Origin of the sequence: Pantoea sp. 18069 (assembly GCF_902706035.1) — a bacterium.
Lineage (GTDB): Bacteria > Pseudomonadota > Gammaproteobacteria > Burkholderiales > Burkholderiaceae_C > Comamonas.
This window is the reverse complement of record NZ_CACSJA010000026.1, coordinates 16,867-30,946: the sequence shown is the minus strand read 5'-3', so window position 1 is coordinate 30,946 and position 14,080 is coordinate 16,867. Positions and strand designations below refer to the sequence as shown.

Annotated in this window: 15 protein-coding genes; 3 read left to right on the top strand and 12 right to left on the bottom strand. The window is 64.1% G+C overall.

The window, feature by feature from the left end; genetic code table 11:
• Window positions 1-88 precede the first annotated feature (88 nt).
• Together GVL12_RS18400 and GVL12_RS18395 are read left to right on the top strand one after the other, a co-directional pair.
• Window positions 89-304, top strand: coding sequence for a DUF904 domain-containing protein (locus tag GVL12_RS18400; RefSeq protein ID WP_159916737.1), 216 nt, complete (start codon window positions 89-91; stop codon window positions 302-304).
• Window positions 301-672, top strand: coding sequence for a cell division protein ZapA (locus tag GVL12_RS18395; RefSeq protein ID WP_159916734.1), 372 nt, complete (start codon window positions 301-303; stop codon window positions 670-672). The genes GVL12_RS18400 and GVL12_RS18395 overlap by 4 nt, the downstream gene beginning before the upstream one ends.
• Before the next feature lie 459 nt (window positions 673-1,131).
• Here GVL12_RS18395 and GVL12_RS18390 read toward each other — a convergent pair whose 3' ends face one another.
• The 6 genes from GVL12_RS18390 to hemN form a co-directional block, all read right to left on the bottom strand.
• A complete protein-coding gene (locus GVL12_RS18390; RefSeq protein ID WP_159916732.1) occupies window positions 1,132-1,707 on the bottom strand; it encodes a hypothetical protein in 576 nt (191 codons plus the stop codon).
• Between the two features lie 103 nt (window positions 1,708-1,810).
• Entirely contained in the window at window positions 1,811-2,029 is a 219-nt protein-coding gene (locus GVL12_RS18385) for a CsbD family protein (protein ID WP_159916729.1), read from the bottom strand.
• 456 nt (window positions 2,030-2,485) lie between these two features.
• Entirely contained in the window at window positions 2,486-4,975 is a 2,490-nt protein-coding gene (locus tag GVL12_RS18380) for an EAL domain-containing protein (RefSeq protein WP_159916726.1), read from the bottom strand.
• Window positions 4,972-6,267, bottom strand: a complete 1,296-nt coding sequence (locus tag GVL12_RS18375; RefSeq protein WP_200843885.1) for an HD-GYP domain-containing protein — start codon at window positions 6,265-6,267, stop codon at window positions 4,972-4,974. Before GVL12_RS18375 ends, GVL12_RS18380 begins: the two co-directional genes overlap by 4 nt.
• Before the next feature lie 290 nt (window positions 6,268-6,557).
• A complete protein-coding gene (locus GVL12_RS18370) occupies window positions 6,558-7,295 on the bottom strand; it encodes a sulfite exporter TauE/SafE family protein (RefSeq protein WP_159916721.1) in 738 nt (245 codons plus the stop codon).
• 96 nt (window positions 7,296-7,391) lie between these two features.
• Entirely contained in the window at window positions 7,392-8,774 is a 1,383-nt protein-coding gene (gene hemN, locus GVL12_RS18365; protein WP_159916719.1) for an oxygen-independent coproporphyrinogen III oxidase, read from the bottom strand.
• A 209-nt stretch (window positions 8,775-8,983) separates the two neighbouring features.
• Between hemN and fnr the strand changes: the two genes are divergently transcribed.
• On the top strand, window positions 8,984-9,706 hold the full coding sequence (fnr, locus tag GVL12_RS18360) for a fumarate/nitrate reduction transcriptional regulator Fnr (protein ID WP_159916716.1): 723 nt from the start codon (window positions 8,984-8,986) through the stop codon (window positions 9,704-9,706).
• Window positions 9,707-10,040: 334 nt separating this feature from the next.
• Here fnr and GVL12_RS18355 read toward each other — a convergent pair whose 3' ends face one another.
• The 6 genes from GVL12_RS18355 to ccoN all read right to left on the bottom strand — a co-directional run bounded on the left by GVL12_RS18355 (window position 10,041) and on the right by ccoN (window position 14,039).
• Window positions 10,041-10,325 (bottom strand): hypothetical protein, encoded by a 285-nt coding sequence (locus GVL12_RS18355; RefSeq protein ID WP_159916713.1) that lies wholly within the window; start codon window positions 10,323-10,325, stop codon window positions 10,041-10,043.
• An 80-nt stretch (window positions 10,326-10,405) separates the two neighbouring features.
• Window positions 10,406-10,687: a FixH family protein gene (locus GVL12_RS18350; protein WP_159916710.1), complete on the bottom strand. Its 282-nt coding sequence runs from the start codon at window positions 10,685-10,687 to the stop codon at window positions 10,406-10,408.
• A gap of 171 nt (window positions 10,688-10,858) precedes the next feature.
• Complete coding sequence (gene ccoP, locus GVL12_RS18345; RefSeq protein ID WP_159916707.1) at window positions 10,859-11,770, bottom strand: cytochrome-c oxidase, cbb3-type subunit III; 912 nt, start codon at window positions 11,768-11,770, stop codon at window positions 10,859-10,861.
• A 30-nt stretch (window positions 11,771-11,800) separates the two neighbouring features.
• Window positions 11,801-11,941, bottom strand: coding sequence for a cbb3-type cytochrome c oxidase subunit 3 (locus GVL12_RS18340; RefSeq protein WP_159916705.1), 141 nt, complete (start codon window positions 11,939-11,941; stop codon window positions 11,801-11,803).
• Between the two features lie 12 nt (window positions 11,942-11,953).
• The gene (gene ccoO, locus GVL12_RS18335) at window positions 11,954-12,583 is read right to left on the bottom strand and encodes a cytochrome-c oxidase, cbb3-type subunit II (protein WP_159916702.1); all 630 of its coding nucleotides are present in this window, start codon (window positions 12,581-12,583) and stop codon (window positions 11,954-11,956) included.
• Window positions 12,584-12,599: 16 nt separating this feature from the next.
• Window positions 12,600-14,039: a cytochrome-c oxidase, cbb3-type subunit I gene (gene ccoN / locus GVL12_RS18330; protein ID WP_159916699.1), complete on the bottom strand. Its 1,440-nt coding sequence runs from the start codon at window positions 14,037-14,039 to the stop codon at window positions 12,600-12,602.
• Between the last annotated feature and the right edge of the window lie 41 nt (window positions 14,040-14,080).

Genomic DNA, 14,080 nt, shown 5'->3' with positions numbered 1-14,080 from the left:
ACCAGGGAGGATTTGGCACGCCGCAACGCCGCTGCGCTACTGTTTCTTACGCACACCCGCGGCTACAAGTTCTACAATCAACCAGTCTATGTCTGCCCAGTCACCCCTCGACCTTATTTCCGACCGCGTGGAGCGACTTCTGTTGCGCCACGAGGAGCTTCAGCGTACCAATGCCCTGCTGGCCGAACAGGTCGCCGCACTGACCCAGGAGCGCGATTCGCTGCGCTCACGCCTGAGCGCCGCCCGGGCGCGTGTCGATGCGTTGATCGAACGCCTGCCCAGCAACGAAGGGGCCGGCGCATGAAGCAGCTCGACGTCCAGATCCTGCACCAAAGCTATCTGCTGACCTGCCCGGAAGGCCACGAAGAGCGCCTGCTCGAAGCGGTCGCGCGCGTCAACGACACCATGGGCCGCATCCGCGATGCCGGCAAGGTGCGCTCGCGCGAACGCGTGGCCGTGCTCGCCGCGCTCAACATGGCGTTCGACATCGTGACCGCCGAGCGCATGCCCGCACCGGTCGCAGAGCCCGTGGAGCAGCCCGCCGAGGAGGACCCCGCTGCTGCCGCCGCCTGGGCCCAGGCCATGATCCAGCAGCAGGCCGATGCCCAGCGCATCGTCGCCCTGCTCGAGCGCCTCGACCAGGCGCTCGAAGCCGACGCACAATTACTGTAAAAAAATTGTGCGGCCAGCGCCAGGTTGCGTGCATCCACACTACAATGAAGACGTCTGCAAATCTGCCGGGCTTTATATTTCCTTGAACCAATGCTCATTGAGCCCGGGCTTGGTACATCGCTTGGTGAGCGTGATCGTCTCGCGTTAGATGAACCCAACGTCAAGCTGCCCTTGCCCCCCTGAACCCCGGTTCAGGATGCCGGTCCGGTGATTTGCAGACACCTATTCCCGTGCAAGCCTGCAAGGCTTGCACTTCGCGCTTTGATACAGTCCGCTTCGGCGGACTTTTTTTTGCCTGTCGTATTTGCGAGTGGCTGCGACCGGCCAAAAAAGGGCCAAAAGCCGCAGCCCCATTGAGGGACTGCGGCCTTGGTGGCCGGCATGGGCTGTTATCGCTGGCAATGGCCTGGAGCGCAGCCTTCGATACCGCCGTGAGCCAGCAAGCAGCTCGGGGTGCTGTTATTGCCCGTGAATGCGCTTGGCATCGGCAACGCACTTGTCCTTGACATCGCCGCTCAGGGCATCGCAACGCTCACGCGCAGCCTTGTATTCGGCTTCACGCACATTCTGGCTTGCGTCCTTGCGGGCTTCGGACACGTCAGCAGCCTTGCGGGCCGGCGAGACGTTGCTTTCGGCGCGTGCATCGGCAACCTTTGCGGCTTCCAGCGCCTTCACGCGGGCGGCCTTGGCATCCTTGACGCAGACATCCTTGGGATTGCCCTGGAGGTCGTCGCACTTTTCCTTGTCGACCTCGTAAATCGCATTGGCCTTGGCCTTGGCGAGGTTATGGCGATTGCGTTCGCTGGCGTCAGCGCGGTAATCGAGTTCGGCCTCGGCGACCTTTTCACGGCCCTTGGCTTCCTTCTCACAAACGTCCTTTGCATTTCCCATCAGGGAATTACAGTGGGCTTTCGCCGCCTTGTAATCAGCGCTGATCTGCTCCTTGGCGGCCTTGTGTTCTGCGGGCGTCACGGCAAACACCGAAGACATGCAGACAACAGCGCACACGGCAGTCAGTTTCTGTTTGAAGTTCATGATTATCTTCCTTTATTTATGACGGACAGACAGAAAGCGCGGCATGGAAAATAAAATACGGCGCCCTGAATGCATCTGAAAGAATGAATGCTGGAGAAAACCGTCAGTCGTCGAAGCGGAAATCGGGATTGCGCTCCTCCCAATCCTTGAGCTGCTTCTCGGCGTCTTCCTTGAGGATGCCCTGACGCTCCTGGATCTTGCCGATGAACTGGTCTCGCTTGCCGGCAACGACGTCAAGATCATCGTCGGTGAGCTTGCCCCACTGCTCGCGGAGCTTGCCCTTGAATTGTTTCCAGTTGCCTGCGATTCGATCTTCGTTCATAAGAAATCCTTTTCTATCAAAGCAGGCATTTAATGAATGCCTGCTGATTTTCAAACACATTCACCCGTAAGCAAGATGTGCATTTAATGTATATCGCCATTCCGGCCTGCTCTGTGGGAAATGAAGTTTTACGCCAGTCGGTTTACGCCTACAGCAAATCCAAAAATCAACCGGATTTAAAAAATGATAGTCGCAATTAATTACAACATATTCATATACACCAATGATTAATCTCGTTGCGAGAAAGTGTATCTATATATGTCATTAACTGCGCTGCATTTTCATTCTGAAACCACTGCAGCAAGGCACGCGCCCACGCATGCCCGTGCAGCGGGCAGCGCGCGGCGGATCCATGCCCTGGAAAAGGCAGGCCGCCGCAAACAGTGGGAGCGCAGGCCCAAGTACCTGCCCGCGGTGGCGCCGGCCGGTCCGCCCCGTCGAGGCAGGGGTCGGGCGTTACTGACGACCCGAGCTGCCGCTCTGTATGCCCAGGCCTGGCCCCGCAGCCGAACCGGAGCGCCACTCGTCCTCGACGAGCACGCCCTGCTCGCGCATGCGTGCGCCGAAGGCTTGCGCAGGCAGGCCGGGCGAGCACAGGAAGCCCTGGAAGAAGTGGCAATGCAGCTCCCTCAGGCAGTCGCGTTGCTCGCTGGTCTCCACGCCTTCGGCGACGACTTCCGTGCCCAGCGCCTGCCCCAGGCTGATGATCGCGCTGACGATGGCGCGGTCGCCCGGATCGTGCGGCAGGCCGCGCACAAAGGACTGGTCGATCTTGATCTTGGCGATAGGCAGCTTCTTCAGATAGCCAAGGCTCGAGTAACCCGTACCGAAGTCATCAATGACCAGGCCCACGCCCAGCTCGGCGATCGAGCGCACGCGCGCCGCCATTTCCTGCGCGTCCTGCAGCAGGATGCTTTCCGTGAGTTCGAGCTCCAGCAGGTGCGAGGGCAGGCCATGGCGCAGCAGCAGCAACTGCAGCCGCTCGACAAAATCGGTCTGGCGAAACTCCAGCGCCGACACATTGACCGAGACTTTGAGCGGCAGACCCTGGGTGCTCCAGTGCACGGCTTCGCGGATCGACTGCTCCAGCACCCAGGCGCCCAGCGTCACGATATAGCCCGACTCCTCGGCCATGGGTATGAACACCGCGGGCGAGACCACGCCGAAATCGGGATCGGTCCAGCGCAGCAGGGCTTCGGCGCCCATGATGCGGTTGCTGCCGATATGCACCTGCGGCTGGAAATAGACCGCCATGCGTCCGTGCTCGAGCGCCTGGCGCATCGCGTGCTCGAGCTTCATGCGCGACAGCAGGCCGGAGTTCATCTGCGGCTGGTAGAAGCTGTAATGGCCGCGGCCGCGCTCCTTGACGCGGTACATCGCCGTGTCCGCCTGCATGATGAGTTCGTCCAGCGTATGGCCGTGGCTCGGATACTGCGCCACGCCGATGCTGCACTGCACCGAAAAGCCCAGGCCGTCGAGCAGGAAAGGCCGCAGCATTTCGCGCAGTATGCGCTGCGCGACGCTCGCCGCCAAAGTCTCGTCGCAGCCCTCGAGGTACAGCACGAACTCGTCGCCGCCCAGGCGGCTGAGCATGTCGGCCGACCGCAGGCAGGCCTGCAGGCGCTCGGCGACCAGCTTGAGCACCCGGTCACCGAACTGGTGGCCCAGCGAGTCGTTGATGATCTTGAAATGGTCGAGATCGATGAACAGGATGGCGAACACTTCATGCGTCTGCGCCGCCCGCTCGATGGCCTGGCCCACGTGCGCGGCCAGGCTCAGGCGGTTGGGCAGGCCGGTGAGCGCGTCGCTGAACGCCAGCTCCTCGATGCGCTGCTGGGCCTGCTGCTGCTGCGTCAGATCGCGCATGAAGCCAATGGTCTGGAAAACCACGTTCTGTGCATCGCGCAGTGCCACCCAGGACAAGCGCACCGGGCAGCGCTGCCCCGCGCCCTGGTCCAGCCAGAGATTGCCCTGCCAGAAACCGCCCGTGCCCCACTCCTGGGCCGCCGCCGTATACCAGTTCGCCGGCACGCTGCTGCCGAACAGATCGCGCACGTCGCGCCCCGCGCCATTGCGCTCACCCATCAGTCGCAGGCAGGCGGGGTTGGCGCGCACCAGGCTGTGGCCGGCGTCGGCAATGAAAATCGCGTCGAGGCTGCAGTCGAACACCCGGGCGGCGAGCTCCAGGCCGGCCTGCACTTCGACTTCTCGCGTGATGTCGCGGAAAGTATGGATGCGGCCGATGGGCGCGCCACGCTTGAGCTGGGGCACGGAGCGCCGCTCGATGATCTGCCCGCCCTCGAGCGCCAGCACATCGGTGCTTTCCAGCAAGGGCTGGCGGTGCAGCGCCTCCAGGCGCTGCGCATAGCCTTGCCGGTCAACGACCTTGCCGGCCATGTAATCGAGAATGCCCGCGTCGTTGCGCTCCGTCAGCATGCCCTGGGGCAGCCCCCAGATCGTCGCCAGACGGTGGTTGAACGCGCGTATGCCGCCGTCCTGGCTGCAGACCAGCATGCCGTCGGCCGTGGAATCGAGCGTCGCGCGCAGGTCGGACAGAAGGGCTTCGAGTTCGTTCTCGTTGCGCGCCTGCTCGCTGCGGTCGAGCATGCTCAGCATCAGCCAGCCGGCCGAGCCACCCGAAGGGAAAGCGATGCGCTCGACGCGCTGCTCGACGGGCCGCAGGACGCCATCGCGGCACAGCACCTGGGTCAGGGTCTGCGAGCCGCTGCGCCACTGGTTCGCATCCTCCCAGAGACACAGGTCCTGGGGCGTGGCCGCGAGCGCCTGCACGGGCATGCCCTGCATGGTCTGGCGGTCATAGGACGTGAGCTTCTCGGCCGCGCGATTGGCGAAGCGGATGCTGAGCGTTTCCTCGTCGACCAGCCAGACGGCCTCCAGCAGCGCATCGAGCGTCTGGTGCCAGAGGGCTTCGAACGGCTGGGTCATGGCGCCTGCTCCTTGGGGGCGCAGGGCTCGACGGCGCGCTCGAAGAAGTAGCAGATACGCTGGCGCGGCGAAAGGTAGCTCAGCGCTTCGCGCGGCAGCTGGTCCGGGCGCAGGCTGCGCCGGATGCCTATTTCCTCGAACATCTCGAGGTCCAGCGGCAGTGCCTGGGCAAGCGGCACCTGGGCGTCGTAGACCAGCACCTGGGGCTTGAGCGGGCGCGAGCTGTTGACCGAAACGACCATCGCGAAACGCCCGTCCGCGAGCTGCACGACCGAGCCGGGCGGGTACACGCCCATCATGCGGATGAAGGCTTTCAGAATGGCCGGATCGAAGCGCTCCCGGTACTGGGCATAGAGCACGGACAGCGCTTCATGGGGCGTCTGCCCTTCCTGCGCGAATTCCGGATTGCAAAGGCGGTCGTAGGCGTTGACCAGGCACAGCACCTTGCCCGCGGCACTCAGGTCTTCGCCTATCAGATGCAGCGGAAAACCGCTGCCATCGGCAAATTCGTGGTGCTGGGCCATGGCCGTGAGCACATCGCTGGACACCCCCATGCCCATCGCCAGCGCCACCGAGTCCCCGACATGGCGCTCGTACTGCACGCGCGGCATGGGCGTGGCGCCGGGCTTGGGGTCCTTGCCGATGTCATGCAGCAACGCCGCCAGGCCGAGTTCATACAGGTCCGCAGCGTTCATGCCCAGCGTACGGCCCAGCAGCAGGCACAGCACCGTCACGTTGACCGGGTGCTCGGCCTGGCGGTGTCCCGAGCTTTCGGACAGCAGGCGGATCACCAGATCGCCCGCGGGCAGCACATCCTGGAGATAGCCCTGGACCATGCCGTGGCTCTTGGCGAGTGCCTGTTCGGGCTGTGCGGCCGCGCAGGCGTATAGCTGCATGTATTCGCGCGCCGCGGCGCGAAAGCGCTCATCGCAGCGCCGCCACAGCGGGGGCAGCGCATGCGAAGCCGGCTCCAGCGCGGACCCGGGCTCCGGCGGCCTGGCTTGCGCAGCCTCGGCTGCATCGCCAGGCGCTGCGGGTGCAAGCTGCGTCATGGGGGCGGCGTGCGCCGGCGCCGCGTCGGCATCGCCCACGCTCTCGAAGGAAGCGATTTCACTGAGCGCAGGAAAATAGCGAATAGCATCCAGCCCCAGCGCCTTGAGGGTCTGGAGCTGGCTATCGGAAACAATGCGAAAGCTGTTGACGGGAAAGGGATGGCGCATCCAGCCGACTTCCAGCTGGATGTACATGCCGACGCGCAAGGCATTCGGATTGATCAGGACAGATGAATTCACTGTTGAAAGCGTTACAGTACAAAAGGTTGCACAACTGTCCATTTGTTTCTGACATTATCACCAGTTCTTGAGGGCATGCGAGCCTTCTGCGGGCTGGGCTGGACTTTTTGCGCGGCTGGCGCAGATAAGAGCGTGTTCACGATACCAAAGAGCTTGTGCCATGCCAGCCGCCCTGCGACAAGCTGCGGGGAACGGTGCCTGGGAATTTTGGCACGGGGCTTCTTCGCCCATTCGTCCCGGGGCCCCTCGGCGGGCCCGCCGAAGAATGAACCAACGCGTGCGCACGCGCCTTATCTACACCATAGTGACGGTTTGTAGACCAGATCCATCCACAATGCCCAGGCCGCGACGCCAAACAGCATCAGCCCGGCAGCGCGGCTGCCCCAGTCGGCGCGCAGCGCATTGAGCTGCCCGCGCAGCCGGCCCCAGAGCCAGGGCGCGGCCAGCAGCCACAGCCCGCTGCCGATCGCAAAAGCGGCCATGGACAATGCGCCCGGCAGCGCGCCGCCGCTCAAGCCCGCGACCAGCAGCGCCGAATACAGCAGGCCGCAGGGCATCAGCGCCCAGACAAAGCCGGTGGCAAAGCTGCCGCCAGGCGCGGCCACCACGGGCTGCACGCGCCGCCACAGCGCGCGGCCCGCCGATTCGATCCAGGCCGGCTGGCGCGCCTGGGCCATCATCAAAATGCCCCAGACCATGATGGCCAGGTGCATGAAGGTCCAGACCGGCCCCATGGCCGTGGTGCGCATGTTGAGCCAGGCCAGCCCCTGCACCGCGACGGCCGCGAGCGCGCCCAGGCTCGCATAGCCCGCGATCCGGCCCGCATGGAACAGCGCGCTGCGCTGCCACAGCCGGCTGCGCCGGCCAGGGACCTGGACCTGGACCTGGACCTGGACCACGCCGACGCTGCCCGCGGCACCGGCCGTCGCCGACGTCACCACGGCGCATGGCGCGGCGCACATGGCCAGGCAATGCGGGCCGCCCATGAGGCCCATCACGGCGGCCGTCCAAACCAGCGAAAACAGCATAGGCTCAGCGCCTGGTCACGCAGGCAGAAAAGTGTGAATGGGAACCGGCGGCCGCAGTGCGCTTCGACAGGCTCGGCGCGAACGGACCCGCTCGCTCTAGATGATCCTGGAAAACCGCGCGCGGTTTCTGTCGGCCTGCAAATAGCGGTCAAACGTCATGGCGACTGCGCGCACGAAATACCAGCCCATGGCCGTGACGCGCAGGCTTTCGGCGTCGATCTCCACCAGCCCCTGGTCCTGCAGTTCGGCGAGCATCGCCAGTTCGGCGGCAAAGTAGCGCCGCGAATCGATCAGCCAGGCCTGGTCCAGCGACTCGAACAGCACTTCGCCCTGGCACATCAGCGCCATGATCACCGCGCGCCGTATCAGGTCGTCGCGGCCCAGCGCGAGGCCGCGCACCACGGGCAGCCGGCCCTGGTCAAGCAGGTCGTAGTACTCGGCCAGCGTCTTCGCATTCTGGCTGTAGGTGGCCCCCACCCGGCCTATGGCCGAGACGCCGAGCGCGATCAGGTCGCAGTCGGGCTGGGTGCTGTAACCCTGGAAGTTGCGGTGCAGCCGCCCCTGGCGCTTGGCCACGGCCAGCGCATCGGTGGGCAGTGCGAAGTGGTCCATGCCCACATAGACATAGCCGGCTTCCTGGAAGCTTTCCAGCGAGCGCGCGAGCATGGCCAGCTTCGCGCCCGCGCCGGGCAGCGCCGCGGCATCGATGCGCCGCTGCGGCTTGAAACGCTCGGGCAGATGGGCATAGGCGTAAAGCGCGATGCGGTCGGGCCGCAGTTCTCCGACCTGCTCGAGCGTGCGCTCGAACGATTGCGGCGTCTGGCACGGCAGGCCGTAGATCAGGTCGACGTTGACGGACTCGAAGCCCAGCGCGCGCGCCGCCTGCACCAGCGCGAACACCTGCTCGGCGGGCTGCTCGCGATGCACGGCTTTTTGCACCTGGGGATCGAAATCCTGCACGCCAAAGCTCAGGCGGTTGAAGCCCAGCTGCGCGAGAAACGCCAGGCGCTCGGGCGTCACGGTGCGCGGATCGACTTCGATCGAATACTCGCCGCCGGGCTGGAACGCGAAGTGGCGGCGCAGCAGGTCCATCAGCTCGGTCAGGCCTTGGTCGCTGAGGAAGGTCGGCGTGCCGCCGCCCAGGTGCAGCTGGCTCACAGGCTGGCCCGTGCCGCAGTGGCTGGTATGCAGCGCGACTTCGCGCGCCAGGTATTCGAGATAGGTGCGGGCGCGCTCGGGGTGGCGCGTGATGATCTTGTTGCAGGCGCAGTAGTAGCACAGCGCGGCGCAGAACGGGATGTGCACGTACAGCGACAGCGCCCGCGCCTGACCGGGCGCGCCCTGGCGGCGCTGCGCCAGCGCCAGGGTGTAGTCGTCCTGGCCGAAGGCTTCGACGAAACGGTCGGCCGTCGGGAACGAGGTATAGCGCGGGCCCGGCACGTCAAAACGCTGCAACAGCTCGGGGGTGATTGCGGTCATGGGATATTCCTTGCTTTGCGGTACTTTGCCGCATTGCAATCTCCAGGACCTTGATGTCGATCAAGTCTTGCGCAGCCCGCGCCTGCGACAATTTGATGCATGTCAGTAGCAGCCGTGATTCCATGCGCTGCACGCTGCGGCGTTCCATGCGATAAACAGGGCTCGCGCCGGCCTTCAGACTCGCATCCGCCCACCCCGAGGTCCCCTTCATGAATCTACAAGCGATCAAAGCCTCCTGCTCCACCTGCAATCTGCGCGAGCTGTGCCTGCCCATAGGCCTGAACGAAGAACAGATGCAGCGCATCGACACCATCGTCGCGGTGCGTCGCAAGGTCAAGCGCGGCAGCCTGCTGTTCCACAACGGCGAGGCGTTTTCTTCGCTTTATGCCATCCGCACCGGATTCTTCAAGACCAGCGTGGCAACCGAGGACGGGCGCGACCAGGTCACGGGCTTTCAGATGGCCGGCGAGATCATAGGCCTCGACGGTATCGTCAACGACCACCACACCTGCGATGCGGTCGCGCTCGAGGACGCCGAAGTCTGCGTGATGCCATTCGACAAGCTCGAGGAGCTGTCACGCGAAGTCACGGTGCTGCAAAACCATGTGCACAAGGTCATGAGCCGCGAAATCGTGCGCGAGCATGGCGTGATGCTGCTGCTGGGCAGCATGCGCGCCGAAGAGCGCCTCGCGGCCTTTGTGCTGAACCTGGTGCAGCGGCTGCACACGCGGGGCTTCTCGGCGTCGGAACTGGTGCTGCGCATGACGCGCGAGGAAATCGGCAGCTACCTGGGGCTCAAGCTCGAGACCGTGAGCCGCACTTTCTCGAAATTCGTCGACGACGGCATCGTCGAAGTCAAGCAGCGCCATATCCGCATTCTCGATGCCGATGCGCTCAAGCGCATCGTCAACAACCAGCATGGTTGTGAATAGAAAAGCACCCCCTGAGCCGCTACGCGGCTTCCCCCTCTCTCGCTTCGCGGGAGGGGGACGGCAGCCTCGCTGCGGGGCGGCCCTTGCTCGCTGCCTCCATGCTGAGGCATGCCAGTTATATAGGCTGTGCGACTGACCTGGGTATCAGTCCAATGCGGGTCCCGCCCTCAACCTTCGGTGGAGGGGGGCGCCCGGCCAGGGGCGCCCGGCGAGGGACGCCCGGCCAGGGACGGCAGCATCGCTGCGGGGCGGCGTGCTGAGCTCCGTCGAAGGGCTCGCTGCCCCCATGTGGGGCATGCCAGTAGCTAAAGCCTTGCGCTATGGCTAACCAGGATCAGTCCAGGGCCGGTGCCGGATCACGCAATCGTGTCGCGTCCTTGTCCCTGCCATTGATTTCCGCCGGGCTTATGCCCAGCAGACAGGTCAAGGCACTCGCGCCGCTGATGACCAGCCAGAACACAAAGAACGACAGCGTATAGAACGCCTGCCGGCTCCAGTCGAGCGCCGCGCCCTGCCACTGGATCTCGCTCGGGTCGACGAGCGCGAACACCAGCATTTCCATCGCGCAGGCGGCAAGGAACGCGGGCCAGAGAATCCACACCAAGCGCTTTGCCCACATCAGGAACTCCTTTCGCAGCAAGAATTTCATTTTGCAGCCAAAGAGGCGCGAAGGCGCTGCGGAAAACCCGCGGGCGCGGCTCAGCGGTCGGTGGGCGCGTGTTCGGCCGGCGTGGCCGCATGGTTGCGGCCGGTCAGCGCGGGCGCGAGGCGCAGGTCGGGCTTGCTGGCCAGCGTCTCGTTGATTTCCATGCCGTGGCGGTAGTAATCGGGGTCTATCACCGGATCGGGGTTGGTCACCGCTATCCAGAACGTGACCAGACCCGCGACCACGACCACGGCCGGGCCGCCGATCACCATCCAGACAAAACCGAATTTCCACCAGGGCCGGGGATCGTGTGCGGGAGAGACATTTTGCGACATAGGTGTACTTTCAAATTTGCGCTCAGGGCGCGGCACGTGAAACTGGCACGCCCCAGCGGGGGACGCCGAGCCCTTCGACAAGCTCAGGACGCCGCCCCGCAGCGAGGGCGCCGTCCCTGAGCCGGGCGCCCCCCTCCCGCGAAGCGAGAGAGGGGGAAGCGCCGAAGGCGCTCAGGGGGTGCTTTTCCGATTCGAAAGGCTCCATACATACGAAGTCAGCACGTCAATCTGGCCTTCGGTCAGCTTGTCCTTTTGCGCCGGCATCTGGTTTTGCTTGCCATTGGTGATGATGTCGACGATCGCGGCTTCACCCCAGCCGTGCAGCCAGATGTCGTCGGTCAGGTTGGGCGCGCCCAGTGCCTGGTTGCCCTTGCCGTCCATGCCGTGGCAGGCGGCGCAGGCCGTGAACTTGGACTTGCCCAGCGACGCGCGCAGCGAATCGGCGGGGCTGCCCGACAGGCTCAGCACATAGTGCGCGAGGTTGCGCACGTCTTCGGGCGTGCCCACGGCTTCGGCCATCGGCGGCATGATGCCGAAACGGCCGTCGGTGATGCTCGCCCTGATGGTCTGCGGGTCGCCGCCATAGAGCCAGTCGCCATCGGTCAGGTTGGGAAAGCTCTTGCCGCCGCCAGCATCCGAGCCATGGCATTGCGCGCAGTTGTTCATGAACAGGCGCTCGCCAATGGCCATGGCCTGGGGATCCCCGGCACGCTGCTCGGGCGTCATCGCCGCGAAGCGCGCATACAGCGGCTCGATCTGCGCCTTGGCCTTGGCCCTTTCGGCCTCGTAGGCGCCGACCTGCGACCAGCCCAGCTTGCCCGCCATCGCGCCCAGGCCCGGATAGGCCGCGAGATAGACGATGCCGAAGATCAGGGTGATGATGAACAGCCACACCCACCAGCGTGGCAAGGGGTTGTTCAGCTCGCGCAGGTCGCCGTCCCAGACATGGCCGGTGGTGTTGTCGGCAGTGGCCGCCACCTTCTTGCGCATGGTGAAAAACAGCAGGGCGACACAGAAGGCGATGCCGCCGAGGGTCAGCAAGATCACATAGACCGACCAGAAATTGTTTACGAAATCGCTCATGGGTGGTTCTCGTTATGCAGACAAGACACTTCAGTCTTGTTCAAACGGCAGTTGCGCTGCCTCGTCGAAACGGGCCTTGTTGCGGCGGGCGTAAGCCCACCACCAGATGCCGACAAAGAAGGCAAACGACGCCAGCGTGACCACGATGCGCATGGTGGTGATGATGTCCATGGTGCTTTCCTCTTACTTGAGCGCCGTGCCGAGAACCTGCAGGTAGGCGATGACGGCTTCCATCTCGGTCTTGCCCTTGACCTCGTCGGTCGAGGCCTTGATCTCGTCGTCCGTGTAGGGCACGCCCACGCGGCGCAGCGCGGTCATGTGCGCGGCGACCGAGCCGTGGTCGGCAGGCGTCTTGTCCAGCCACGCATAGGCGGGCATGTTCGACTCGGGCACCACGTCGCGCGGATTGTTCAAGTGGATGCGATGCCATTCATCGCTGTACTTGCCTCCCACGCGGTGCAGGTCGGGACCGGTGCGCTTGGAGCCCCACTGGAACGGGTGGTCGTAGACGAACTCGCCGGCCACCGAGTAGTGGCCATAGCGCAGCGTCTCGGCGTAGAAGGGGCGGATCATCTGCGAGTGGCAGTTGTAGCAGCCTTCGCGCAGATAGATGTCGCGGCCCACGAGTTGCACCGAGGTGTAGGGCTTGACGCCCTGCACGGCTTCGGTCGTCGACTTCTGGTAGAACAGCGGCACGATTTCGGCGAGGCCGCCGACGGCCACGACCAGCAAGGTCAGCACGATCAGCCAGAAGTTGCTGGTTTCCACCTTTTCGTGGGTGAAGCCGCTCGGTTTTTTGTTTTGATCAGACATGTGAGGCTCCTCGAACTCAGGCGTGCGCCGGGTTCACTGCGGGAATGGCAACCTTGACGGAGCGGCCGCTGATCACCGTCATCCAGGTGTTCCAGGCCATGACCAGCATGCCGCCCAGGTACAGCAGGCCACCGACCACGCGGATCACGTAGAACGGATAGGTCGCCTTCACGCTTTCGACGAAGGTATAGGTCAGCGTGCCGTCGGGGTTGACCGCACGCCACATCAGGCCCTGCATCACGCCGGCAATCCACATCGCGGCGATGTACAGCACGATGCCTATGGTCGCCATCCAGAAATGCAGCTCGATCGCGGGCACCGAATACATCCTGTCCTTGCCGAACAGGCGCGGAATCAGGTAGTAGAGCGAGCCCATGGTGATCAGACCCACCCAGCCGAGCGCGCCCGAGTGCACGTGGCCAATGGTCCAGTCGGTGTAATGCGACAGCGCGTTGACGGTCTTGATGGCCATCATCGGGCCTTCGAAGGTCGACATGCCGTAGAACGACAGGGCCACGATCAGGAAGCGCAGGATGGGGTCGTCGCGCAGCTTGTGCCAGGCGCCCGACAGCGTCATCACGCCGTTGATCATGCCGCCCCAGCTCGGAGCCAGCAAGATGATGGAGAACACCATGCCCACCGATTGCGTCCAGTCGGGCAAGGCCGTGTAGTGCAGGTGGTGCGGGCCAGCCCACATGTAGGTGAAGATCAGCGCCCAGAAGTGGACGATCGACAGCCGGTAGCTGTAGACCGGACGGCCGGCCTGCTTGGGGATGAAGTAGTACATCATGCCCAGGAAGCCGGCGGTGAGCAGGAAGCCCACGGCGTTGTGGCCGTACCACCACTGGATCATCGCGTCCTGCACGCCGGCATAGGCCGAATAGCTCTTCATCCAGCCCGCGGGCACGGAAATGTTGTTGAAGATGTGCAGCAGCGCGATGGCGATGATGTAGGCCCCGAAGAACCAGTTGGCCACATAGATGTGCTTGACCTTGCGGATGCCGATGGTGCCGAAGAACACGATGGCGTAGCTGACCCAGGTGACCAGGATCAACAGGTCGATGGGCCATTCGAGCTCGGCGTATTCCTTGCCCTGGGTATAGCCCAGGGGCAGGCTGATCACGGCGCCGACGATCACCAGTTGCCAGCACCAGAAGGTCAGGCTCGCGAGCCTGGGCATGAACAGCCCGGTCTGGCAGGTGCGCTGCACCACGTAGTAGCTGGTGGCGAACAGCGCGCTGCCGCCAAACGCAAAGATCACCGCATTGGTATGCAGCGGCCGCAGGCGGCCAAAGCTCAACCATGGCACGCCGAAGTTGAGTTCGGGCCAGGCCAGCTGCGCGGCGATGAACACGCCGACCGCCATGCCGATCACCCCCCAGACCACGGCCATTATCGAAAACTGTCTTACGACCTTGTCGTCGTAATGCACAGCACTGTTTTTTAGAGCATCCATCGCGCACCTCTTGTATTGCTTGCGAAGTGTTCATCCACCGG